This window comes from Streptomyces sp. B21-105 (genome assembly GCF_036898465.1).
Taxonomy (GTDB): domain Bacteria; phylum Actinomycetota; class Actinomycetes; order Streptomycetales; family Streptomycetaceae; genus Streptomyces.
Genome location: NZ_JARUMJ010000001.1, coordinates 4,143,442 through 4,165,847, shown reverse-complemented (window position 1 = coordinate 4,165,847; position 22,406 = coordinate 4,143,442). Strand labels below are relative to the sequence as shown.

Annotated in this window: 20 protein-coding genes and 1 pseudogene; 13 read left to right on the top strand and 8 right to left on the bottom strand. The window is 73.0% G+C overall.

Going from position 1 to position 22,406, the window contains the following annotated elements:
- Positions 1-14: 14 nt before the first annotated feature.
- Positions 15-1,187 carry a thiolase C-terminal domain-containing protein gene (locus tag QA802_RS18680; protein ID WP_334523974.1) on the bottom strand — a complete coding sequence of 391 codons (1,173 nt, stop codon included), beginning with the start codon at positions 1,185-1,187 and terminating at the stop codon, positions 15-17.
- Between the two features lie 79 nt (positions 1,188-1,266).
- On the opposite strand from QA802_RS18680, the gene QA802_RS18675 reads away from it, so the two are divergent.
- Together QA802_RS18675 and QA802_RS18670 are read left to right on the top strand one after the other, a co-directional pair.
- Positions 1,267-2,544, top strand: a complete 1,278-nt coding sequence (locus tag QA802_RS18675; protein ID WP_334523971.1) for an acyl-CoA dehydrogenase family protein — start codon at positions 1,267-1,269, stop codon at positions 2,542-2,544.
- A pseudogene (locus QA802_RS18670) lies at positions 2,541-3,019 on the top strand (nitroreductase/quinone reductase family protein). Before QA802_RS18675 ends, QA802_RS18670 begins: the two are co-directional and overlap by 4 nt.
- Before the next feature lie 64 nt (positions 3,020-3,083).
- Here the strand turns inward: QA802_RS18670 and QA802_RS18665 are convergent.
- Positions 3,084-3,704 carry a LysE family translocator gene (locus QA802_RS18665; protein WP_334523968.1) on the bottom strand — a complete coding sequence of 207 codons (621 nt, stop codon included), beginning with the start codon at positions 3,702-3,704 and terminating at the stop codon, positions 3,084-3,086.
- An 82-nt stretch (positions 3,705-3,786) separates the two neighbouring features.
- On the opposite strand from QA802_RS18665, the gene QA802_RS18660 reads away from it, so the two are divergent.
- The gene (locus tag QA802_RS18660) at positions 3,787-4,239 is read left to right on the top strand and encodes an Lrp/AsnC family transcriptional regulator (RefSeq protein ID WP_319166519.1); all 453 of its coding nucleotides are present in this window, start codon (positions 3,787-3,789) and stop codon (positions 4,237-4,239) included.
- A 102-nt stretch (positions 4,240-4,341) separates the two neighbouring features.
- On the opposite strand, the gene QA802_RS18655 is transcribed toward QA802_RS18660, so the two are convergent.
- Entirely contained in the window at positions 4,342-4,977 is a 636-nt protein-coding gene (locus tag QA802_RS18655; RefSeq protein ID WP_334534736.1) for a TetR family transcriptional regulator, read from the bottom strand.
- A gap of 134 nt (positions 4,978-5,111) precedes the next feature.
- Here QA802_RS18655 and kbpA point away from each other — a divergent pair, with 134 nt between their 5' ends.
- The 3 genes from kbpA (at position 5,112) to QA802_RS18640 (ending at position 9,104) form a co-directional block, all read left to right on the top strand.
- Entirely contained in the window at positions 5,112-5,834 is a 723-nt protein-coding gene (gene kbpA, locus QA802_RS18650) for an AfsK-binding protein KbpA (RefSeq protein ID WP_334523964.1), read from the top strand.
- A gap of 177 nt (positions 5,835-6,011) precedes the next feature.
- The gene (gene afsK / locus QA802_RS18645; RefSeq protein WP_334523961.1) at positions 6,012-8,390 is read left to right on the top strand and encodes a protein serine/threonine kinase AfsK; all 2,379 of its coding nucleotides are present in this window, start codon (positions 6,012-6,014) and stop codon (positions 8,388-8,390) included.
- Positions 8,391-8,561: 171 nt separating this feature from the next.
- Positions 8,562-9,104, top strand: coding sequence for a hypothetical protein (locus tag QA802_RS18640; protein ID WP_334523958.1), 543 nt, complete (start codon positions 8,562-8,564; stop codon positions 9,102-9,104).
- A gap of 37 nt (positions 9,105-9,141) precedes the next feature.
- Here the strand turns inward: QA802_RS18640 and QA802_RS18635 are convergent, their stop codons facing one another.
- From QA802_RS18635 to QA802_RS18625, 3 genes are read right to left on the bottom strand one after another with little or no spacing between them, the layout of a single operon-like run.
- Positions 9,142-9,933 carry an enoyl-CoA hydratase/isomerase family protein gene (locus tag QA802_RS18635; protein WP_334523955.1) on the bottom strand — a complete coding sequence of 264 codons (792 nt, stop codon included), beginning with the start codon at positions 9,931-9,933 and terminating at the stop codon, positions 9,142-9,144.
- Positions 9,934-9,971: 38 nt separating this feature from the next.
- Complete coding sequence (locus QA802_RS18630) at positions 9,972-10,388, bottom strand: Zn-ribbon domain-containing OB-fold protein (protein WP_334523952.1); 417 nt, start codon at positions 10,386-10,388, stop codon at positions 9,972-9,974.
- A 23-nt stretch (positions 10,389-10,411) separates the two neighbouring features.
- On the bottom strand, positions 10,412-11,557 hold the full coding sequence (locus QA802_RS18625; protein WP_334523949.1) for a lipid-transfer protein: 1,146 nt from the start codon (positions 11,555-11,557) through the stop codon (positions 10,412-10,414).
- Between the two features lie 161 nt (positions 11,558-11,718).
- Between QA802_RS18625 and QA802_RS18620 the strand changes: the two genes are divergently transcribed.
- From QA802_RS18620 to QA802_RS18610, 3 genes are read left to right on the top strand one after another with little or no spacing between them, the layout of a single operon-like run.
- The gene (locus QA802_RS18620; RefSeq protein ID WP_334534734.1) at positions 11,719-13,326 is read left to right on the top strand and encodes a FadD3 family acyl-CoA ligase; all 1,608 of its coding nucleotides are present in this window, start codon (positions 11,719-11,721) and stop codon (positions 13,324-13,326) included.
- A gap of 59 nt (positions 13,327-13,385) precedes the next feature.
- Positions 13,386-13,748, top strand: coding sequence for a type II toxin-antitoxin system RelE/ParE family toxin (locus QA802_RS18615; protein ID WP_334523946.1), 363 nt, complete (start codon positions 13,386-13,388; stop codon positions 13,746-13,748).
- Positions 13,745-14,083, top strand: coding sequence for an XRE family transcriptional regulator (locus QA802_RS18610; RefSeq protein ID WP_334523943.1), 339 nt, complete (start codon positions 13,745-13,747; stop codon positions 14,081-14,083). The genes QA802_RS18615 and QA802_RS18610 overlap by 4 nt, the downstream gene beginning before the upstream one ends.
- A 97-nt stretch (positions 14,084-14,180) precedes the next feature.
- Here the strand turns inward: QA802_RS18610 and QA802_RS18605 are convergent, their stop codons facing one another.
- Both QA802_RS18605 and afsR read right to left on the bottom strand, forming a co-directional pair.
- Complete coding sequence (locus tag QA802_RS18605) at positions 14,181-14,378, bottom strand: hypothetical protein (RefSeq protein ID WP_334523940.1); 198 nt, start codon at positions 14,376-14,378, stop codon at positions 14,181-14,183.
- 419 nt (positions 14,379-14,797) lie between these two features.
- The gene (afsR, locus tag QA802_RS18600) at positions 14,798-17,782 is read right to left on the bottom strand and encodes an SARP-family global regulator AfsR (protein WP_334523938.1); all 2,985 of its coding nucleotides are present in this window, start codon (positions 17,780-17,782) and stop codon (positions 14,798-14,800) included.
- A gap of 209 nt (positions 17,783-17,991) precedes the next feature.
- On the opposite strand from afsR, the gene QA802_RS18595 reads away from it, so the two are divergent.
- The 4 genes from QA802_RS18595 to QA802_RS18580 all read left to right on the top strand — a co-directional run bounded on the left by QA802_RS18595 (position 17,992) and on the right by QA802_RS18580 (position 22,327).
- Positions 17,992-19,350, top strand: coding sequence for an amidohydrolase family protein (locus QA802_RS18595; protein WP_334523935.1), 1,359 nt, complete (start codon positions 17,992-17,994; stop codon positions 19,348-19,350).
- Positions 19,347-20,267, top strand: coding sequence for an LLM class F420-dependent oxidoreductase (locus tag QA802_RS18590; RefSeq protein WP_334523933.1), 921 nt, complete (start codon positions 19,347-19,349; stop codon positions 20,265-20,267). Before QA802_RS18595 ends, QA802_RS18590 begins: the two co-directional genes overlap by 4 nt.
- Positions 20,268-20,291: 24 nt before the next feature.
- Positions 20,292-21,098, top strand: a complete 807-nt coding sequence (locus tag QA802_RS18585) for an SDR family NAD(P)-dependent oxidoreductase (RefSeq protein WP_334523931.1) — start codon at positions 20,292-20,294, stop codon at positions 21,096-21,098.
- A gap of 113 nt (positions 21,099-21,211) precedes the next feature.
- Positions 21,212-22,327, top strand: a complete 1,116-nt coding sequence (locus QA802_RS18580; protein ID WP_334523929.1) for an LLM class flavin-dependent oxidoreductase — start codon at positions 21,212-21,214, stop codon at positions 22,325-22,327.
- The last annotated feature ends 79 nt before the right edge of the window (positions 22,328-22,406 follow it).

Here is a 22,406-nt window from a genome sequence, read left to right as displayed (position 1 = left end):
GAGCGGTGACCGCCTCACCCCCGGCCCAGCACCACCGTGCCCGAGGAGCAGAACCAGCCTCCGGTGCCGGAGGCGACGCCGAGGCGGGGCAGGTCGCCGTCGCGGGTGTGCACCTGGCGGGGGCCCGCCTCGCCCCGCAGTTGCCGTACCGCCTCCACCAGCAGGAACAGGCCGCGCATTCCCGGGTGTTGGGCCGACAGGCCGCCGCCGTCCGTGTTGACGGGCAGCGTGCCGCCCTCGACGCGCAGCCGGCCCTTCTCCACGAGCGGGCCGCCCTCGCCCTTCGCGCAGAAGCCCAGGTCCTCGAGGGTCACCAGCGTCATGTAGGTGAACGCGTCGTAGATCTGGGCGAAGTCCATCTCGTCCGGACGCAGTCCCGCCCGGGCGAAGGCCAGCCGGCCCGAGGTCGCCGCCGGGGAGACCGTGAAGTCCTCCCACTCGGACATCGAGGCGTGCGAGACGTGCTCTCCCGTCCCCAGGATCCACACCGGGGCCGTGCGGCAGTCCCGCACGTAATCCTCGGCGGCCAGCAGCACCGCCGCGCCCCCGTCGGAGCGGACGCAGCAGTGCAGCTTGGTGAAGGGGTCGGCGATCATCGGCCCGGCGAGCACCTCGTCGACCGTGATCGGCGTGCGGAACATCGCGTCCGGGTTCAGCGCCGCGTTCGCCCTCGCCTGGACGGCGACCTCCGCCAACTGCTCGATCGTGGTGCCGTACTCGTGCATGTGGCGGCGGGCGGCCATCGCGTACTTGGCGATCAGGGTGTGCCCGTAGGGCGCCTCGAACTGGAGGGGGCCGCGTGCGCCGAAGGCGAAGGTGCCGGCGCGGCGGCCCGCCCGGATGTCGGCCCGGGGCGTCGCCCCGTACGCCAGCAGGACGGCGTTCGCGTGGCCGGCGGCGATCGCGTCGGCCGCGTGCGCCGCCATCACCTCCCAGGTCGCGCCGCCGACCGAGGTGGAGTCGACCCAGGTGGGGCGCAGGCCCAGGTAGTCGGCCAGCTCGACCGGGGCGAGCGTGCCGAGGCCGGCGGAGGCGAAGCCGTCCACCGTCTCCCGCCCGAGCCCCGCGTCCGCCAGCGCCCGGCGGGCCGCCTGGGCGTGCAGGGCGTACGGGGTCGCCTCGTCGACCCGGCCGCAGTCGGAGAGTGCGACGCCGACGACGGCCACGTTCCGGGTCCGCACGGTCATGAGAGGCCACCTTCCTCTGGGCAACTCGCTGCCGAACTCCTAATATGACGGACCGTCAGATCTGTAGGAAGGGGTGGCCATGGACCCCGGCTTCACCGCCGAGCAGGACGAGATCCGCCGCACGCTGCGCGAACTGCTCCACAAACGCTGCGGCCCCGCGGAGCTCCGGGCCGCCCTCGACGCCCCGGCCGGGCACGACCCCGCGCTGTGGGCCGCCCTCGCCGAACAGCTCGGGCTGCCCGGGCTCGCGCTCCCGGAGGCGTACGGCGGTGTCGGCTGCCTCCGCACCGACCTCGCCCTCACCGCAGAGGAGACCGGCCGCGCCCTCGCGCCGAGCCCGCTGCTCGCGACCTCCGTGCTCGTCGCGCCCCTGGTCCTCGCCCTCGGCGCCGACGCCCAGCGGGCCGACCTGCTGCCCCGGATCGCCGCCGGCACCCTCACCGCCGCGCTCGCCGTGCCCGCGTCCGCCCTCGCCGCGGCCCTCGCGCTGACCGGGCCGGGCGGCGGCGACTGGTCCGGCGGCGGGCGGGCGGGTGGTGTGCAGGCCCGCCGGTCGGGGGACGGCTGGCGGCTGTACGGGGAGGCCGCGCAGGTCCTCGACGGGCACAGCGCCGGCCTGCTGCTCGTCGCCGCGCACACCGGGGGCTTCGTGCGGTCGCGGACCCTGCTGTTCCTGGTGCGGGGGGACGCCGCCGGCGTCGTACGGACGCGGCAGACGGCCCTCGACGCCACCCGGCCGCAGGCCCGGGTTCAACTGCGGGACGTGGCAGCGGAGTTGCTCGGCTCGGAGGAGGCCGACGTGCCCGAAGCCCTTGCCGAAGCAGGAGACTTCGCCGCCGCGTTCCTGGCCTGCGAGGCCGTCGGGGCGGCCGGGCGGGCGCTGGAGCAGACCGTCGAGTACCTCGGGCAGCGGGAGCAGTTCGGACGGCCGATCGGCTCCTTCCAGGCGGTGCAGCACCGGCTCGCCGACGTATACGTGCAGGTCCAGGCGGCCCGCTCCGCCGCGTACTACGCCGCCTGGGCGGCAGGCGGGGACGACGGCGACCACGGCGACGGGGGCGGGGGCGGGGGCGTGGGTCTTGGGCGCCCCGGGGCCCCGGACGGCGCGGGGCGCGGCGCCGGGCGGCGGGAGCGGGTCGGCGGGCTCGCCCTCGCTCAGGCGCTGGAGGCGCTGCGGCGGGCCGCCGCCGAGGGCGTCCAGCTGCACGGCGGCATCGGTTTCACCTGGGAGCACCAGGCGCACCTGTACTTCAAGCGGGCCGCGGGCGACGAGCTGCTGTTCGGGCCCCTGCACCGGCTGCGCGCCCACGCGGCCGAGCGGGCCGGACTGTTCGCACGTACGGAGGTAACGGTGTGATCGGCGTCAGAGCGGTGCAGAAGGTGTCCTCGACCCGGGCCTTCGCGAAGGTCGCCCCGCATGTCATACCCGCCCTCGACCGGGCCGTGCACCGCCTTACCCGGGAAAGGTGCTGCTCAGCGCCCAGCTGCTGCCGGGCGTGATCCTGACGGCGACGGGCGCGCGGAGCGGACGGCCACGGCGGACGCCCCTCGCCTGCATGCCCGAGGAGGGCGGCGGGAGCTGGATCCTGGTCGGTTCCAACTTCGGCCGCAGCGGGCATCCCGCCTGGACCGCCAACCTCCTGGCTCATCCCGACGCCGAGATCAGCTGGAAGGGCCGGAACATCCCGGTCACGGCCGTGCTGCTGACGGGGGAGGAACGGGCCGCGGTCTGGAAGAGGCTGCTGACGTTCTGGCCGCCGTACGCCGCCTACCAGGAGCGGGTGGAGCGCGAGATCCGACTGTTCCGGATCACGCCCCGGCCGTCCGCCTGATCCGCGCCCCTCCTGTCCGCGCCTCGACGGTTGTCCTGGTCCGTGTGTCGCCTGCGGAGGCGGCTCACAGCATGGCCAGGCGCTGTACCAGCAGGAACGCGCCGATCCCGAGCATCGCCGCCCCTGAGGTGCGGGTCACCGCCCGTGCCGCCGCGGGGCGGGCGCGGAGCAGGCTGCGGGCCAGGACGCCCACCGTGAGGTAGACGGCCGCGCAGCACGCCATGTGCAGCAGCCCGAGGAAGGTCGTCTGCGCGGCCACCGGCAGGCGGCCGGCGCCGGTGGTGAGGAACTGCGGCAGGACGGAGAGGTACAGCAGCAGCCCCTTGGGGTTGAGGCCGCTGATGGTCGCCCCGCGCAGGAACACCCGCAGGCCGGCCGCCGCGAGCTCCTCCCCGGCGTCCGGCGTTCCCGGCCGCCGCAGTACGCTCCAGCCCAGCCAGACCAGATACGTGGCTCCCGCCGCCGTCAGCCCGGTCAGCACCGCGGGCGAGCCCGCGACCAGGACCGCGAGGCCCGCCGCCGCCAGCGCCGTGTGCAGCGCGTAGCCGCTCACCAGCCCGCCCACCGCCGCGCCCGCCGAGCGGCCGCGCAGCCCGGCGGAGATCACGTACGCCCAGTCGGCGCCCGGCACGCAGACCAGCAGCAGGTCCACGGCGAGGAAGGAGATGAGGGTTCCCGGGCCCATGGAGGGAACATTAGGCGCGATACGGCCGAAAATGTTTCCGATGTTTTCTCGGTCTCACGTACTGTGGGGGAAGATCTACCTCATGGATGATGTGGACCGGAAAATTCTTGCCGAGCTGCAGCAGGACGGGCGGCTGACCGTGACCGAGCTGGCCGCGCGGGTGCGGCTGAGCGTCTCGCCGTGTCACCGGCGGCTTCGGGAGCTGGAGCGGTCCGGGGCGATCAGCGGCTACCGGGCGGTGGTGGAGCCGTCCTCCGTGGGGCTGACCTTCGAGGCGCTGGTCTTCGTGTCCATGCGCCAGGAGGACCGGGACACGGTCGCCGAGTTCGAGCGGGCGGTGGGCGAGGTGGAGCACGTCCTGGACGCGCAGCGGCTGTTCGGGGAGCCGGACTACCTGCTGCGGGTGGCCACCGCCGACCTCGCGGCCTTCCAGCGGCTCTATGACGAGCGGCTCGCCACCCTGCCGGGTGTGCAGCGGCTGACGTCGACGCTGGTGATGAAGCACGTGGTGAAGGGGCGGGCGCTGCCCGCCTAGGGACAGAGCAGGGCGCCGCGGAGTGCGGCAGGCGGCAGCTCACCTGGGTGAACCGCCGCCCGGCAGACAGGACGTGAAAGGGGAGGAGTGGGGCCCGGCCGGCTACTTCGTCGGCTTCTTGCCGGTGATGCCCAGGTGCACCAACAGCGCCAGGTTCGGCTTGAGTTCAGCCTGCTTGACGCCCCAGGTCTGGAAGCCCTTCTGGTGCGAGGCGACCGCCGCGAGCATCGCGACGAGCGCGCCGGCGACCGCGGCCGGATTCACGTCCTTGTCGACCCGGCCCTTGGACTGGAGTTCGGCGACCGCGTCCGACAGGGAGTTGTTCACCGAGTTGAGGATCTTCATGCGGAGTTTGTAGAAACGCTTGTCGCCTTCGGCGGCGCCGAGGTCGACGACCCTGAGGATCGCGTCGTTCTTCCGCCAGAACTCCAGGAAGCCGTCCACGAGTTCCTGGGCCGTCTGCCAGCCCGCCTTGCCGACCCAGGAGCGGCCCTCGACCAGGGAGGTCAACTCGGCTCCCTCGGCGGCCATTTGCTCGGCGATCTCCAGGACGGCGCCCTCGACGTCGGGGAAGTACTGGTAGAACGTCGCGGGCGAAGTGCCCGCCTTCCGGGCGACATCGATGACCTTGACGTCCCGGTAGGGAGAGGAGCTGAGCATCTCGCTGAGGCAGTCGAGCAGCTTCTGCCGCGTCGCCTGCCCGCGTCGACCGGCCACGCGGCCGTCGACGGTACGCACTTGTCCTGTCATGCCGTCAGCTTACCGAGGGGTGATCGGAGCGCGATTCGGCCGACTGCAAATGGGGTGCGCGGGGGTGCGGAGGCGGCTGTGCCTGGTCTGCGGCTTGCGTGAAGCGCCGTTAGTTTGGCTGCATGGCCGAAAACAGGGCATCGGTGTACGCAGAGGGCGTCCCCTGCTGGGTGGACGCGCAGCTTCCCGATGTGGACGCGGGCAAGCGGTTCTACGGTGAACTTTTCGGATGGGACTTCGAGGCCGCCTACGGTTCCTCGGTGTGGGCCCTGCTGGACGGCGCCCGGGTCGCCGGGCTCGCCCACAAGGCGGACGGGCGGATGCCCACCGTCTGGACGGTCTATTTCGCCACCCCGGACGCGGAGGCGACCGTCCGTCGCATCCAGCGGGCCGGCGGCCAGGTGGTGACGGCGCCGCTCCCGGTCGACGGGGCGGGCGCAGCCGCGCTGGCCGCCGACCCCGAGGGCGCCGTCTTCGGTCTGTGGCAGGCGGCCGGCCACCCCGGCTTCGGTGTGCGGCACCGGCCCGGCGCGTTCGCGTGGGCGCAGCTGTACACGCGTGACACCGAGGCCGCCAACACGTTCTACGGGCACCTTTTCCATGAGGCGCTGTTCGGCCCGCGGGCCGAGCCCGACTTCGGGCGGGCGCCCGTCGGCGACGTCTTCCCGGAGGTCATGCCGCCGCACTTCCTGGTCCATTTCGGTGTGCGGGACTGCGAGGCCGCGCTGGGCGCGGTGAGCCGGCTCGGCGGGCGGGTGCAGGCGGGTCCGTTCACCGCTTCGTACGGAATCGTGGCCGTCGTCACAGACAATCAAGGGGCGTCGTTCGCGCTGCTGCAGCGTTGAGCCGTGTCATTTGCTCGTATATGAAATGAGACACCCCGTTTGCCCCCGGGTTCGCAACCGGCCGCCCGGCCAGGAAGAATCAGGGTGCGTGCCGCCATGGCGGTGCGGTGGTGAGACGCTGCACGGGGCCGCGCGCACACGTGGGTGGCGCGGTTCGTACGGGGAGGTGGCAGGCAAGTGGTGGATCAGCTGACGCAGCACGATCCTCGGCGGATCGGGCCGTTCGAGGTGCTGGGACGGCTGGGTGCCGGCGGCATGGGGCTGGTCTATCTGGCACGTTCGGCCTCGGGTCGGCGCGTGGCGATCAAGACCGTCCGCACGGAGCTCGCCGAGGACCAGCTCTTCCGCGTGCGCTTCACGCGCGAGGTGGAGGCGGCCCGGGCGGTCTCCGGGTTCTACACGGCCGCGGTCGTCGACGCCGATCCGCGCGCCGCCGTGCCCTGGCTGGCCACCGCGTACGTGCCCGCGCCCTCCCTCGAGGAGATAGTGAACGACTGCGGCCCGATGCCGGCCCAGGCGGTGCGCTGGCTGGCGGCGGGCGTCGCCGAGGCGCTCCAGTCGATCCACGGCGCGGGGCTGGTCCACCGTGACCTGAAACCGTCCAATGTGCTCGTGGTCGAGGACGGCCCGCGGGTGATCGACTTCGGTATCGCATCCGGCGTCTCGAACACACGTTTGACGATGACGAACGTGGCGGTCGGCACCCCCGCCTACATGTCGCCCGAGCAGGCCAAGGACTCGCGGAGCGTCACCGGCGCGAGCGACGTCTTCTCGCTCGGCTCGATGCTCGTCTTCGCCGCCACCGGCCACCCGCCCTACCACGGAGCCAACCCGGTCGAGACGGTCTTCATGCTGCTGCGCGAGGGCCCCGACCTGGAAGGCCTGCCCGACGAGCTGCGCCCGCTCATCGAGTCCTGTATGCAGATGGAGGCGACGGCCCGCCCGAACCCGGCCGACCTCCAGGCCCAGCTCGCCCCCCACCTCTTCGGCTCCGGCTCGGACGACAGCGGCACGGCGTCGGCGTGGCTGCCCGAGAAGGCCGTCACGCTCATCGAGACGCGCCGCGGCGGCCGTCCCCCGGTGAAGGCCGCACCCCCGAACCCCCGCGGCGGCCAGGGCGTGGGCATGGCCCGGCCGGCCGCCCCGCCCGTACCGCCCCCGCCCTCCCACGACCCCGTGGTCCTCACCCGTCCGGCGCCCGCACCCGCGCCCGTCGCGGCCCCCGACACCGGCCCGGTCCGGCTGCCGGGCGCGGCGGTGCCGATCGGGCCCGGCCCGCGGGTCGCCGACGTCCGGGCCACGGCCGCGGTGAAGGCGCCGGTGGCCGAGCCCGGCCTGGTCGCCGGCTGGTCCCGCCCACGCCCCGGCGTCAACGGCGCCGACACCACCGTGCCGGCCCCGCAGACCGCGCCCGCGGAGACCCCGGCGGGCTGGCGGCCCTGGAGGTTCCGCATGTCGAACGACGTGTGGGGCACGCCGTCCGTCGCCGGCGACCTCGTCTACGTCACCTCCTTCGAGGTGCACGCCCTGGACGTGGCGACCGGCCGCCGCCGCTTCAAGACACGCGACGTGGCCTGGTCGATGGCGGTCGCCGACGGCCGGGTGCACGCCTCCGACGGCCCCACCCTGTTCGCGCTGGACGCCCGTGAGGGCGGCGACCTGTGGCGGCTGTCCACGGACGCCTGGGTGTACTCGCTCAAGGCCGACCGGGGCACGCTCGTCACCGGCACGCGCGGCGGCGGCGTCCAGGCCTGGGAGGCGTCCAGCGGGCACAAGCTCTGGGAGATCACCGGCTGCCAGACCGACTTCGAGTCACCGGAGGCCGGCCCGGCACTGCACGACGGCACGGTCTACGTCTGGCAGGACGCCCGGCTCAGAGCCCTGGACGCCCGCACCGGCGAGGAGCGCTGGTCGTACCCGATCGGCGACACGGCCTCCTGCGGCGGCGTCCCGGTCCGGGTCACCCCCGCCCCCGACGGCTACGTCTACCTCTCCGCCGGCACCCGGGTGCTGGCCGTCGACGTGGCGAGCGGCATGGTGCGCTGGCACTTCGAGGCCCCGGCGGTGTTCCTGTCCGCGCCGACGTTCGTGCCCGGCCCCGCGGTCACCGGCGGCGGCGTCTACCTCGCCGACTACCTGGGCACGGTGTACGCGATCGACGCCACCGACGGCCGCGACCGCTGGCGCATCGCCACCGAGGCCCGCTCCTCCGTCGACCCCGTGCTGGTGGCCGCCGGCCATGTCCACGTCGGCAGCGGCAAGGGCCTCTACACCCTGGACGCGGTGACGGGCACCCCCAAGTGGCGCTTCCAGGCGGGCGGCGACATCGTGGGCGCCCCGGCGGTCGCGGAGGGCCGGATCCACTTCGGCTCCACCGACCATCTGCTGTACACCCTGAAGGCCGACGACGGGCGGCTGCGCTGGAAGCTGGCGACCGGCGGCGAGATCACCGGCTCCCCGGTGGTCCGCGACGGCGTCGTGTACGCGTGCAGCAAGGACCGCTGCGTGTACGCGCTGGACGCCGAGAAGGGCACGGGCACGGCCCGCACGGCCTGAGGGCGGTGACGCGGCACGATCGGCGCGGGCAGGGGAAGAGTCCCGGCCCGCCGGTCGCTCCCACCCCGGACGTCATGCCGCGCCACGTCACGCGATGCCACGTCACGCCGGAGACCGGCCGGTCGCCGCACGGTGACATGGCCGTGACAGAGAGCACCTAGGCTGGCGGGCATGGATCGACGGGGGCACAAACTCAGGTTCACAGCGGTGGCCGTGCTGGTGGTACTGGCACTGACCGGCTTCTCCAGCAGCCGGGGCCACGGACACAGCAGCGGTCACGGCAGCGGCGGCGGATGCAGCAGCTCCAGCCAGGACCACGACAGCTCGTCCTCGTCGTCGAGCGGCGGCACGTCGGGCTCGCGGTACCACGACTACGACGATGACGACGACGACTACACGGGCGGCACGTCCGGCGGCTCCAGCTCCTCGGACCCGTCCCCGACGGTGCAGGACGCCACCGTGACGCTGCTGAGCTGCGCCTCGCGGACTCAGCCCTACGCCATCGTCGAGATCGCCAACCCGAACGCGACCGGCGGCCGTTTCACCGTGACGGTCGACTTCTTCGACGACGGTTCCGACCGGCTGGAGGAGCAGACGGTGGAGGAGTTCGTGGCGGCAAACGACACGGCGACGATCCGGGTGAACCTGTCCGACCCCGCCGACGCAGCCAAGGTCGACCACTGCGAACCGGAGTCGACCGCACCGGCCGCCTGACGGCCTGATGGAGAGCGGCCTGAGGGCCTGACGGCGCTCACCGCACCCGGAATCCCCCGCCCCGCCGCCCGGCGAACAGCTCCGCCTGCCGCTCGGCGGGCAGGTTGCCCAGCGCGATGAGGTGCGGCGCCTGCGCGTACGCCGTCGCGCGGGCCGCCTCCCGCGCCGACCACAGCGCCCGCACGGTGCCCTGGACGCCGCCCGGCGGATACCCGGCGACGACCGCGGCGCAGGCCACGGCGGCCGGCAGCGCGCCCCCGGCCTCGGTGAGTTCGGAGACGAGGCCGACGTCGTACGCGCGCCGGGCGGACATCCGTTCCGCGCTGCCCATCAGCATCATCCGGGCGACCTCCCCGTACGGCATCCGCTGCGCGAGCAGCACCGACTCGTACGCGCTGACCATCCCGTAGGTGGTGTGCGGGTCGAAGAACGCGGCGTCGGCCCCCGCGACGACGAACTCGCACTCCCCGAGCAGGTAGTAGGCGCCCCCGCAGGCCATCCCCTCCACCGCGGCGACGACCGGCTTCCACAGGTCGTTCGCCTTGGGGCCGACGGTCAGCAGCGGATCGTCCTGCATGAAGGGCGACCCGGGCTGCGGCACGACGGCGTCCCGGTCGATGCCGGTGGAGAACGCCCGTCCGCCGGCCCCGGTGAGGACGACGGCGCGCACGGAGTCGTCGAAGCGCAGCCCGCGCCAGATCCGCCGGAACGCGTCGGCCGTCTCGAGATCGACGGCGTTGAGCCGCTCCGGCCGGTCGAGGGTGACGACGGCGACGCCGGTCTTCTCGTCGACGTCCAGCCGCACACTCCCGGGCTCACTCACAGGCACGCTCCCGGGCTCCTTCCCGGGCTCACTCCCGGGCGCGCTCATGGGCGCTCCAGGACCCATTGCGGAAGCCCGTCCGCGTCGAAGACGGCCTGTACCCGGGCGCCGATGCGCACCCGGTCGGGCGGGACGGAGCCGAGGGCCGCCCCGGGTTCGCTCACCAGGTTGCCGACCAGCCGGATCCGGGGCGCGTCGGCCAGTTCGACGAGGAGCACGACGTAGGGGGCGTGCGCGGCGTAGTCGGGCAGCAGAGGCGGATGCGGGACGACGTAGGACCAGATCCGCCCGCGTCCGGAGGTCGGCCGCCACTCGCTCGCGAACGAACGGCAGTGCGGGCAGCAGGGGCGGGGCGGGAAGCGGGGCTCGGCGCATTCGGCGCAGGTCTGGACACGCAGTTCGCCTCGGGCGGCGTACTCCCAGAAGGGGGCGCCGTCGGCGTCGGGCACGGGGGTGAGCATCGTGGGTCGACTCCTCGGCGCGTTCAGTTGCGGAGCAGCAGGGCGGACGTCGGGACGCCTTCGCCGGCGGTGACGAGGCAGGTGGCGGCGCCGGGGACCTGGGAGGTGCTGGCGCCGCGCAACTGCTTGACGCCTTCGTTGATGAGGTTGAAGCCGTGGACGTAGGCCTCGCTGAGCCCGCCGCCGCCGGTGTTCAGGGGCAGCCGTCCGCCGGTCTCCAGGGCGCCCCCCTCGGTGAACGCGCCGCCCTCGCCCCGGCCGCAGAACCCGTAGCCCTCCAGGGAGAGCGGGACCAGGGGGGTGAACGCGTCGTAGATCTGGGCGACGTCGACGTCGGACGGGGTGAAGTCGGCGTGTTTCCACAGGTGTCGGGCGGCCGCCCAGGCGGGCCCGGTGAGCGGGTCGTCGTTCCAGTAGTTGACCATGCCGTGGTGCTGGGCGGGCAGGCCCTGGGCGGCGGAGTGGACGTAGACCGGCGGGCGGCGGCAGTCCCGGGCGCGCTCCCTGCTGACGATCACACAGGCCAACGCCCCGTCCGTCTCGAGGCAGTTGTCGTAGAGGCAGAGCGGTTCGCTGATCCAGCGGGAGGACATGTACATCTCGCGGGTGAGCGGCCGGTCGTACATGATCGCGGCGGGGTTCCGGTTGGCCCGGTTGCGGCAGGCGAGTGCGACGTTGAAGAGGTGGTCGCGGGTGGCGCCGTACTCGTGCAGGTAGCGGCGGGCCAGCATGGCTATCTCGTCGGCGGGCCGCAGCAGGCCGAAGGGGCGCGTCCACTGGGCCGGGGTGGGCAGTTGGACGGATGTGTTGGTCCACGGGCGCGGTCCGCTGCCCCGCTTGCGCGAGCGCCAGGCGACGCCCACGGTGGCCTGGCCGGCGGCGATGGCGGCGGCGAGGTGCGCGACGGTGGCGCAGGAACCGCCGCCGCCGAAGCCGACCTTGCTGAAGTAGGTCAGGTCCCCGAAGCCGACGGCCTTCGCCAGCTCGACCTCGTCGGTCTCCTCCATGGTGTAGGAGGCGAGGGCGTCGACCTCGCCCGGGTCGATCCCGGCGTCGTCGAGGGCGGCGAGGACGGCCCGGCAGGCGAGGGCCCGCTCCGACTCGGGAAGGTGCTTGGCGAACGCGGTCTGGCCGATGCCGACGATGGCGGTGGCGTCCTTGAGGGTCACGCTGCACGCACCTCCGCGATGCGAAATGGCGGCTGACAGTCCGTCAGGCTACAGCTAATCTGACGGGCAGTCAGCTAATGGTTCGGCTACTGGCAGGGAGGGAGGCCGTGATGCGCGATGACGCGGACGTGATGCGCGATGACGCGGACGACGCGGACGTGATGCGCGGAGACGTGGAGTGGGGCAGCATCCCGGGGCTGGTGCGCGCGGCGGCCGAGCGGTACGCCGACGCCGAGGCGGTGGTGGAGGGCCGCACCCGGATCGACTACGCGGAACTCGGCGCCCGGGTCGAGCGGGCGGCGGCGGCCTGCCTGGCGAACGGCGTCGAGGCGGGCGACCGGGTCGGCATCTGGGCGCCGAACTCGCTGGACTGGATCGTCGCGGCGCTGGGCGCGGTGTCGGCGGGGGCCGTGCTGGTCCCGGTCAACACCCGCTTCAAGGGCGTCGAGGCGGCGGACGTGCTGCGCCGGAGCGGGGCTCGGCTGCTGTTCGTGACGGGCACCTTCCTCGGCACGTCGTACGTCGCGTCACTGCGGCGGGCGGCGGGCGATGGGGAGCCCACCGGGACCGGGCCGCTGCCGGGGCTGCCCGCCCTGGAACAGGTCGTCGTCCTCTCCGACGACGCCCCGGCCGACTTCCGGGCCTGGAAGGACTTCCTGGCGAGCGGGGACGGGGTCGGGCGGGCACAGACGCGGGCGCGGGCGGCCGCGGTGCGCGGGGAGGACCCGTCGGACATCGTCTTCACCTCGGGCACGACGGGCCGCCCCAAGGGCGCGGTGATCACGCACGCGCAGACCCTGCGGGCGTACGGCATCTGGACCGACCTGGCCGGGCTGCGGCACGGCGACCGCTACCTGATCGTGAACCCCTTCTTCCACACCTTCGGCTACAAGGCCGGCGTGATCGCCTGCCTGATGCGGGGCGCGACGATGATCCCGCAGTCGGTGTTCAACGTGGACACGGTGCTGGCGAACGTGGCCGCGGAACGGGTGTCGGTACTGCCCGGGCCGCCGACCCTGCACCAGTCGCTCCTGGACCACGTGTCCCGGGACAAGCACGACCTGTCGGCGCTGCGGCTGGTGGTGACGGGCGCGGCCGTGGTGCCGCTGCGGCTCGTCGAACGGCTGCGGGGCGAACTGGGCGTGGAGACGGTCCTCACCGCGTACGGCCTCTCCGAGGCGAGCGGCGTCGTCACGATGTGCCGCCGCAGCGACGACCCGACGGTCGTCGCCGCCACCTCGGGCCGCGCGATCCCGGGCACCGAGGTACGGGTGGACGCGGCGCCGGGGGAGCCCGGCGAGGTCCTGGTCCGGGGCTTCAACGTGATGCGCGGCTACTACGAGGACCCGGCGGCGACGGCTCGGACGCTCACCCCCGACGGCTGGCTGCGCACCGGCGACGTGGGCGTCCTGGACGCGGCGGGCAACCTGCGCATCACCGACCGGATCAAGGACATGTTCATCGTCGGGGGCTTCAACGCCTACCCGGCGGAGATCGAGCAGCTCCTCGGCCTGCACCCGGACGTGGCCGACGTCGCCGTCATCGGCGTGCCCGACGCCCGCCTGGGCGAGGTCGGCAGGGCGTACGTGGTGCGGCGGCCGGGCGCGCTGTCCACGTCGGACGACCTGATCGCCTGGTCCCGACGCGAGATGGCGAACTACAAGGTGCCGAGGTCGGTGGAGTTCGTGAGCACGCTCCCACGCAACGCCTCCGGCAAGGTCCTGAAGGGCGAGCTGCGGCGGCTGGAAGGACGTCACACCGGGGAGTGAACGGGCACGGAACCGCCTTGCGGGCTTAATGCTTGCATTAATCTCCGTGCCATGGCTCAATGGGAAGTGGTTCTGGTCGCCGAGCCTGGTTCGAGGCGCTGGCGCAGTCCGACCCGGCCAGTGCCAGGCAGATCGAAGTCGCTGTGGACACGCTGGCGGATGAAGGTCCGGCTCTCGGCCGCCCTCTGGTTGATCGGATCAAGGGCTCTGAGTGGCATCACATGAAGGAGCTGAGGCCTGGTTCGTCGGGCCATACCGAGATTCGCACTCTCTTCGCCTTCGACGCGGTACGCCGAGCCGTTCTCCTGGTCGCGGGAGACAAGGCCGGAGGCTGGAGCGGTTGGTACGAGGTCAACATCCCGATTGCCGAGAAGCGCTACCGGGACCACATCAGCGAGCTGGACACGAGGGAGTACGAATGAGCAGCGTCGGCTGGGAGGAAGTCAAGCGTCGGGTTCACGAGCAGCAGCGGGCCGCCGGAATCCCGGTGATGACACCGGAGGAGAAGCAGGAGGCCAAGGACCGCCTGCTCGCCGAAATCCGGGCCTACAAGCTTGCGGAACTCCGCCGGGAGCAGGATCTCACCCAGCGTGACATCGCCGACTCCATGGGGGTGTCCGCCCCCCGGATCTCGGCGATCGAGCACGGGGAGATCGATCGCACGGAGGTCGCCACCCTGCGCTCCTACGTGCGGGCCCTGGGCGGTGAGCTCAGGATCGTCGCGGACTTCGGGGACACGCATTACACGGTGGCGTGACCTGCCGCGGGCAGCCGACCGGCTGCGGACACGCCTCGGCCGCGACGGCTCCCCCTCCGCGCCGCCGCGGCCGATCCCCGTTCGATGTGGCTCTGTGTCAGGCCGTCTCGTCGGTCGCGTGGAAGTCGGCCGGCTTGTTCAGCGGCTCGGTCGTGGCGTGGAAGTCCTTGGTGGTGATCTCCTCGCCGGCAGCCTCGGCGGTCGGCTTCGAGTCGGTGACGACCGCCGGGGCCTCGGCCTTCTCGCTCGTCGCGTGGAAGTCGGCGGGCTTGACGGTGCCTGTGTTGTCGGCCATGAGATGACTCCTAGGAACGTGAAGCGGGACGGAGCGGAGTGGGGCGAGACCCACCCGGCAGTTCCCCCGTGGATTGCCGGGCGGGTCTCGCAAGGCCGTTCACCCTAGGCGGTGTCCCGGGGCCTGATCCACAGGAACCCCGCCCACTGGTACGGCCGTCGTACCGAGCCGTCTGCCCCCCGACGCGACGGTCCGGCCCAACTGACATTGCCGGACGGCGATAAACAAACGATGAACGCGTTTCGGAAACCGCCGGACGGACGCCCCTCGGACCGTCGGACGAGGCCCCGGCGGATGGGCGTCGGACGAGCCCCGCGTGGCCGTCGGGCGAGCACCCGGCGTGGCCGTCGGGCGAGTGTTCCCCGCGTCCGTCGGACCCTGCCCGGCACGGCTGTACGGACGCCGCCCCGCGCGGTCCGTCACCCCACCGGCGCCGAGGCCAGCAGGGTGCGGACGTCCGCCGCCTCCGGGGAGCGCAGCGTCTCGAACACCGACAGGGCCTCCTTCCAGCACACGCGCGCCCGGTCGAACTGGCCGATGCCGTGCAGGCCGCGGCCGAGGGCCGTGAGGACGTTGGCGCGCCGCCAGTCCCCGCCGATGCCGTGCAGGACGGCGAGGGCCTGTTCGGCGCAGGCCGCGGCGCGGGCCGGGGCGTGGTCGGCGAGATGCAGTTCGGCGAGCCGGAACAGCGTCATGCCGTGCCACAGTTGCTGCCGGGCGTCCTGGAACATGCCGAGCGCGTCGGTGAGCGCCTCCAGCGCCAGGGTGATCTCCCCGCCGCTGGTCAGGGCCAGCCCCAGCGCGTACTTCCCGTTGGCCAGGCGCAGCGCCATGCCGGTGTCGTCGCGCTCGTAGATGGTGACGCCCTGCCGGGCCAGGGACACCGCGCTCTCGGTGCGGCCGGTCGCCAGATGGACCCGGGACAGGTTGCACAGGGCACTGGCCTCGCCCGGCGTGTTCCGGTCGGCGCGGAAGGCGGCCAGCGCCTTCGTGAGGTGCTGCTCGGCCTCGTCGTGCCGCCCGTTGTAGAGGGCGATGATGCCCTGCTGGTTGGGGGCCTGGGCGCAGACCACGGGATCCTGGGCGGCGAGGCCCAGCGTCAGTGCCGCGCCCGCCTCGCGGTCCGACTCCGCGAACTGGCCGGACACGCCGAGGATGTGACTGTGCATCAGGCGCGCGCGGCCCTCCGCGTACGGGTCCCGGGACCGTTGGGCGGCCTCGACGACGGCGGTGGCGGCGCGCACGTACTGGCGTGAGCTGATCCCCGACTCGCCGAGGTCGACGGCCGCGAGGAGCAGATCGGCCGCGCGCCGCAGCATGCCCGCCGACCCGGTCTGCTGCACCGCCGCGAGCAGTCCGCTCGCCTCGCTGAACAGCCAGTCCAGCGCCTGGCCCCGGTCGGAGAAGACCAGCCCCGGGTAGTCGCCGCGGCTCAGGTGGTCCAGCACCCGCTCCCCGGGCCGCTCGATCGCGTAGACGCCCGTCGCGGTCGCCAGATAGAAGTCCACCAGCCGCGACATCGCCACCTCCCTTTCGCCGGGCGGCTGCTCGTCGCGTTCCGCGCACGCCCGGGCGTACAGCCGGACCAGATCGTGGTACCGGTAGCGGCCGGGCGCCGCCGACTCCAGCAGGGAGGTGTCCACCAGGGACTCCAGCAGGTCCTCGGCGTCCTCCGGCGGCAGGTCCAGGACCGCGGCGGCCGCCCGCAGGGAGATGTCCGGGCCGTCCGCGAGGCCCAGCAGGCGGAACGCGCGGGCCTGGGCGGGCTCCAGCGCCCCGTAGCCCAGCTCGAACGTCGCCTTCACCGCGAGGTCGCCCGCCTGGAGCTCGTCCAGCCGCCGCCGTTCGTCGGCCAGCTTGGCCGCGAGCACCGAGACGGTCCAGGTTCTACGGGACGCCAGCCGGGACGCCGCGATGCGGATGGCCAGCGGCAGGAAACCACAGGCCGCGACGACGTCCAGGGCGGCCTTGCGCTCCGACGCCACCCGCTCCTCGCCGACGATCCGGGTGAACAGGGCCAGCGCCTCGTCCGGCGACATCACGTCCAGGTCGACCAGATGGGCCCCGGCCAGGTCCACCATCCGCACCCGCGAGGTGACCAGCGCCGCGCAGCCCTCCGTGCCCGGCAGCAGGGGACGCACCTGGGCGGCGTCCCGCGCGTTGTCCAGCAGCACCAGGATCCGGCGCCCGTCCAGCAGCGAACGGTACAGCGCCGACCGCTCCTCCAGGGAGTCCGGGATCGCCGACTCCGCGGCGCCGAGGGCGCGCAGGAAGGCGCCGAGGACGGTCTCCGGCTCCGCCGCCCGCGCCCCGGCGCCCTGGAGGTCGACGTACAGCTGCCCGTCGGGGAAGACCGGGCGGGCCCGGTGCGCCACGTGCACGGCGAGGGTCGTCTTGCCCACGCCCCCGATGCCCGCCAGCGCCGACACGGCCATCACCCCGCCCGCGCCGGCGCCGCCGGCCGCCGCCAGCACCTCGCTCAGCTCCGTCACGAAGGCCGCCCGGCCGGTGAAGTCCGGTACGGTCGCCGGGAGTTGCGCGGGACGCACCCGCACCACCGCCGGTTCCGCAGCGGGCGCCGACGGCTCGGCCAGCTCCGGGTCGGCCTGGAGGATGCGGCGCTGCAAATCCCGCAGCCCCGCCCGCGGATCGACTCCCAGCTCCTCCGCCAGCAGCCGCCGGGTGTCCGCGTACACCGCCAGCGCCTCCGCCTGCCGGCCGCTGCGGTACAGCGCCAGCATCAGCAGTTCGCGCAGCCGCTCGCGCAGCGGGTAGGCGGCCGTCAGCGCGGTCAGCTCCGACACGGCCTCGGCGTGGCAGCCCTGCTCCAGGTCCATGTCCAGGCGGGATTCCAGCAGCCCCAGCCGCCACTCCTCAAGTCGGACGCGCTGCGCCTCCGCGTAGGGTCCGGGGACGCCGGCCAGCGCCTCGCCGTCCCACAGGCCGAGCGCCCGGTTCAGCGTCTGCCGGGCCCGGCCCAGGTCGCCGGCGGCCCGCGCCTTGTCGGCCTCCGCCGCGAACTCCTGCGCCTCCGCCAGGTCCAGGGCGCCCTCGCCCAGCCCGCGCACGGCGTATCCGCCCGACTCGCTCACCAGGACGCCCGGGTCCAGCGCCTTGCGCAGCCGGGAGGCGTACGTCCGCACCGCCGCCAGCGCCTGCGAGGGCGGATCCTCGCCCCACAGCGCGTCGATCAGCTCGCCGGCCGTCGCGGTGCGGCCCTCGCGCAGCAACAGGGCGGCCAGCAGCGCGCGTTGCTGGGGACTGCCGGTGGCCAGCTGTTCCTCGCCGCGCCGGGCGCGCACCGGGCCGAGCACATCGAAGCGCAGCGCGGCCGGCTCCCCGGCCGCGCCGAAGCGCCTCTGCTGCGGCACACGCGGGCCGCCGTGCTCTGCGCGGTCGTCCATCAGGGCTCCCCTTAGGCATCCGAAGTACCGAGCCCAGTTTGCCCTGTCCATGCCGGAACCGTCAGTCGCGCGAGACGCCGATCACACAGTGGCGTACGGGAGTGCGCAGACCTCACACACTCGGGGCAGACACATCCGGCCACCTCGGCCGACGGGTGCCGACCGCCAGCTAGCTGACGCACCGTCAGATCAGCGCTACCGTGCCTTCCATGGACACCTCACCCGCCGCCCCGTCCGACACCCCATCCGTCACCCCATCCGTCACCTCACCCGCCGCCCGGCCCGGCGCCCCGTCCGCCGCCCCGCCCGCCGCCCGGCCCGTTGCGTCGTCCGTCGCGCCGGCAGCCGTCACGCCGCTTCCGCCGATCATCTCCGTCGACGATCACACCGTGGAGCCGAGCACCGTCTGGCAGGACCGCCTGCCGAAGAAGTTCCTCGACGCCGGACCCCGCGTGGTCCGGGCCCCGCTGAAGGAGATGACGTTCCTCGGCGGCCGCTTCAAACCCGTCATGGGCGAGCCCGGCGACGACGGGCCGATCGGCGACTGGTGGGTCTACGAGGACCTGCACCGGCCCCTCACCCGCCTCGACACCGCCGTCGGTTTCAGCCGGGACGAGATCAAGCTGGAGGTCATCACCTACGAGCAGATGCGCCCGGGCTCGTACGACGTCCCCGCCCGGCTCGCCGACATGGACGTCAACCACGTCCAGTCCGCCCTGTGCTTCCCCACCTTCCCCCGCTTCTGCGGCCAGACCTTCACCGAGGCCGCCGACCGCGAGCTGGGCCTGCTGTGCGTGCGCGCCTACAACGACTGGACGGTGGAGGAGTGGTGCGGCCCGGACGCCCGGGGCCGGCTGATCCCGCTCACCCTCGTGCCGCTGTGGGACGCCGAGCTGGCGGCGGCCGAGGTCCGCCGCAACGCGGCCCGCGGGGTGCGCGCGGTCGCGTTCTCCGAGATACCCCCGCACCTCGGCCTGCCCTCCGTGCACACCGACCACTGGGACCCCTTCCTCGCCGCCTGCGACGAGACCGGCACGGTCGTCGCCATGCACATCGGCTCCAGCAGCCGTATGCCGTCCACGTCCGCGGACGCCCCGCCCGCCGTCGGCTCCACCATCACCTTCGCCAACTGCTGCTTCTCGATGGTCGACTGGCTGATGAGCGGCAAGTTCGAGCGCTTCCCCAACCTGAAGGTGATGTACGCGGAGGGCCAGATCGGCTGGATCCCCTACATCCTGGAACGCGCCGACGTGGTGTGGGAGGAGAACCGCGGCTGGGGCGGGGTCGCCGACAAGGTCCACCGGCCGCCGTCCGAGCTGTTCGCCGACCACGTCTACGGCTGCTTCTTCGACGACGCGTTCGGGCTGCGCAACCTCGACTCCGTCGGCGTCGGCAACGTCCTCTACGAGACCGACTACCCGCACTCCGACTCCACCTGGCCCAGGTCGCGGGAGGTCGGCGAGGCGCAGATGGGGCACCTGTCGCCGGACGTGGTGGAGCGGATCGTGCGGGGCAACGCGATCGAGCTGCTGGGGCTGACCGAGGACGGCCTGTGGAGCCCCCGGTGAGTCTCGCGTACGGCATCCAGCTCCCGGTCCAGTCCCAGTCCACGATGTACGCCGAACCGTGGGAGGCCGACGCCGGACCCGCCGACCTCGTCGAGATCGCCCGCGCCGCCGACCGGGCCGGCTTCGTTTACGTCGCCGCCTGCGACCACGTGGCGATCCCGCGCCGGCTGGCCGAGGCCATGAGCACCGTCTGGTACGACCCCGTGGCCACCCTCGCCCACCTCGCGGCCGTGACGACCCGCGTCCGCCTGCTCAGCCACGTCGCCGTCGTCGGCCTGCGCCACCCCCTCGTCACGGCCAAGCAGTACGCGACCCTCGACCACCTCAGCGGGGGCCGGCTGGTCCTCGGGGTCGGCGCGGGGCACGTACGGGAGGAGTTCGAGGCGCTGGGCGCCGACTTCGAGCGGCGCGGCACGGTCCTGGACGAGACGATCGACGCCCTGCGCGCCGCCCTCGGGCCCGACGAGTTCCCCACGCACCACGGGAAGGCGTACGACTTCGAGGGGCTCGGGCAGCGGCCGCGCCCCGCCCAGGCCCGCGTCCCCGTGTGGGTCGGCGGCTCCTCCCCGGCCGCCGTGCGCCGCGCCGCGCTCAAGGGCGACGGCTGGCTCCCCCAGGGCGACCCGAGGGACCGGCTCCCCGCCCAGATCGAACGCATCCGGCGGCTGCGCGCCGAGGCCGGCGTCGAGGAGCCGTTCACCGTCGGCGCGATCACCGAGCCCCTGTACGTGGGCACGCCCGCCTGGAACGTCGGGCGCCGCACTCTCACCGGGCCGCCGCAGGCCCTCGCCGAGTCCGTGCGGGCCTACCCGACGATGGGCGTCGACCAGATCCAGGTCCGGTTCCGCTGCCGGAGCCGCTCCGAACTCATCGACCAGATCACCGCGTTCGGGGCCGAGGTCGCCCCGTACCTGTGAACCCGACGTAAACGGAGGACAGTCATGGGCAAGGGCAAGGGCAAGGGCAAGGGCAAGGACAAGGGCAAGCTGGACGGGCGCGTCGTCATCGTCACCGGAGCCGCGCGCGGCCAGGGCGAGCAGGAGGCGCGGCTCTTCGCCGAGGAGGGCGCGCGGGTGGTCGTCGCCGACGTCCTCGAGGAGCAGGGCCGGGCGCTCGCCGAGGAGATCGACGCCGTGTTCGTCCCGCTCGACGTCGGCAGCGAGGAGGCCTGGCAGTCGGCCGTGCGTGCCGCGCAGGAGACGTACGGGCGCGTCGACGGCCTGGTCAACAACGCGGGCATTTTGCGCTTCAACGCGCTCACCGACACCCCCCTCGACGAGTTCATGCAGGTCGTGAGGGTCAACCAGGTCGGCTGCTTCCTCGGCGTCAAGACGGTCGCGCCGGTGATGTCCGACGGGGGAACGATCGTCAACACGGCCTCGTACACGGCGGTGACCGGGATGGCGGCGGTCGGCGCGTACGCGGCGAGCAAGCACGCGATCCTCGGGCTCACCCGGGTCGCCGCGCTGGAACTCGCACCGCGGGGCATCCGGGTCAACGCCGTGTGCCCGGGCGCGGTCGACACCGCGATGTCCAATCCCTCGCTGCTGGACCCGGACGCGGACCGGGAGGAGACCGCGAAGGCCATCGACGGGCTGTACCGCAAGCTCGTGCCGCTGGGCCGGATCGGCCGCCCGGAGGAGGTGGCCCGCCTCGCGCTGTTCCTCACCTCGCAGGACTCCTCCTATATCACCGGCCAGCCGTTCGTGATCGACGGGGGATGGCTCGCGGGAGTCGCCGTCATCTGACTGTACGTCAGCTATTGACCCTCCTTGCGGGTGGTGCGACAGTCGGGCCAGCTGATCTGACGGACCGTCAGACTCAGATCCGTGGACTTCAGAACCGGGGACGGTGAACCTCCTTGGAATTCGGGCTCTTTGTACAGGGATACGTGGGCAAGCGCGCCGAGACCGATCCGCTCGCCGAGCACAAGGCGCTGATGGAGGAGGCCGAGTACGTCATCCAGGCGGACAAGGCCGGGTTCAAGTACGCCTGGGCGTCCGAGCACCACTTCCTGGAGGAGTACTCGCACCTCTCCGCCAACGACGTCTTCCTCGGCTACCTCGCCCACGCGACCGACCGCATCCACCTCGGCTCGGGCATCTTCAACCCGCTGGCCCAGGTCAACCACCCGGTGAAGGTCGCCGAGAAGGTCGCCATGCTCGACCATCTGACCGGCAACCGCTTCGAGTTCGGCTCCGGCCGCGGCGCCGGCTCGCACGAGATCCTCGGCTTCCTCCCCGGCATCACCGACATGAACTTCACGAAGGAGATCTGGGAGGAGACCATCGCCGAGTTCCCCAAGATGTGGCTCCAGGACGAGTACGCCGGCTTCCAGGGCAAGCACTGGCAGCTCCCGCCGCGCAAGATCCTGCCCAAGCCGTACGGGAAGTCCCACCCGGCGATGTGGTACGCGGCCGGGTCGCCGCCCTCGTACGCGATGGCCGCCCGCAAGGGCCTCGGCGTGCTCGGCTTCAGCATCCAGAAGGTCTCCGACATGGAATGGGTGCTGGAGCAGTACAAGACGGCCGTCGTGAACGCCGAGCCGATCGGGGACTTCGTCAACGACAACGTGATGGTGACGACGACGGCGATCTGCGCGCCCACCCATGACGAGGCGATCCGGATCGCCGTCGAGGGCGAACTGCACTACCTGCCCTCGCTGGTCTTCCGCTACCACGACACCTTCCCGCGCCCCGAGGGCTTCCCCGTCTGGCCCGAGACGCTGCCCGAGTACAACGCCGAGTTCGTCGAGCTGCTCATCGAGGAGGAGCTGCTGATCTGCGGCGACCCCGACGAGGTGACCCGGCAGTGCAAGCGGTGGGAACAGGCGGGCGCCGACCAGCTGTCGTTCGGGCTGCCGGTGGGGGTGCCCAAGGAGGAGACGCTGCAGACGATCCGGCTGATCGGCGAGCACGTGATCCCGAAGATCGACACGGATCCCGTGCACCGCACCACCCGGTTCCGGAGCGCGTGACGCCGTCGTGGCCTGCGGGCGCGCTGTCGCCGTCGGGGTGCGGGTCGATCCGCGGCCGCGAGCCCGTCGTGGCTGGTCG

What these genes read in the sequence shown, in the direction of transcription:
- QA802_RS18610 (WP_334523943.1), top strand. Translation starts at nt 13,745, where the DNA reads ATGAGCAGCGTCGGCTGGGAGGAAGTCAAGCGTCGGGTTCACGAGCAG.
- QA802_RS18675 (WP_334523971.1), top strand. Translation starts at nt 1,267, where the DNA reads ATGGACCCCGGCTTCACCGCCGAGCAGGACGAGATCCGCCGCACGCTG.
- QA802_RS18680 (WP_334523974.1), bottom strand. Translation starts at nt 1,187, where the DNA reads ATGACCGTGCGGACCCGGAACGTGGCCGTCGTCGGCGTCGCACTCTCC.
- QA802_RS18660 (WP_319166519.1), top strand. Translation starts at nt 3,787, where the DNA reads ATGGATGATGTGGACCGGAAAATTCTTGCCGAGCTGCAGCAGGACGGG.
- QA802_RS18620 (WP_334534734.1), top strand. Translation starts at nt 11,719, where the DNA reads ATGCGCGGAGACGTGGAGTGGGGCAGCATCCCGGGGCTGGTGCGCGCG.
- kbpA (WP_334523964.1), top strand. Translation starts at nt 5,112, where the DNA reads ATGGCCGAAAACAGGGCATCGGTGTACGCAGAGGGCGTCCCCTGCTGG.
- QA802_RS18595 (WP_334523935.1), top strand. Translation starts at nt 17,992, where the DNA reads ATGGACACCTCACCCGCCGCCCCGTCCGACACCCCATCCGTCACCCCA.
- QA802_RS18615 (WP_334523946.1), top strand. Translation starts at nt 13,386, where the DNA reads ATGGGAAGTGGTTCTGGTCGCCGAGCCTGGTTCGAGGCGCTGGCGCAG.
- afsR (WP_334523938.1), bottom strand. Translation starts at nt 17,782, where the DNA reads ATGGACGACCGCGCAGAGCACGGCGGCCCGCGTGTGCCGCAGCAGAGG.
- QA802_RS18605 (WP_334523940.1), bottom strand. Translation starts at nt 14,378, where the DNA reads ATGGCCGACAACACAGGCACCGTCAAGCCCGCCGACTTCCACGCGACG.
- QA802_RS18585 (WP_334523931.1), top strand. Translation starts at nt 20,292, where the DNA reads ATGGGCAAGGGCAAGGGCAAGGGCAAGGGCAAGGACAAGGGCAAGCTG.
- QA802_RS18640 (WP_334523958.1), top strand. Translation starts at nt 8,562, where the DNA reads ATGGATCGACGGGGGCACAAACTCAGGTTCACAGCGGTGGCCGTGCTG.
- QA802_RS18630 (WP_334523952.1), bottom strand. Translation starts at nt 10,388, where the DNA reads ATGCTCACCCCCGTGCCCGACGCCGACGGCGCCCCCTTCTGGGAGTAC.
- QA802_RS18665 (WP_334523968.1), bottom strand. Translation starts at nt 3,704, where the DNA reads ATGGGCCCGGGAACCCTCATCTCCTTCCTCGCCGTGGACCTGCTGCTG.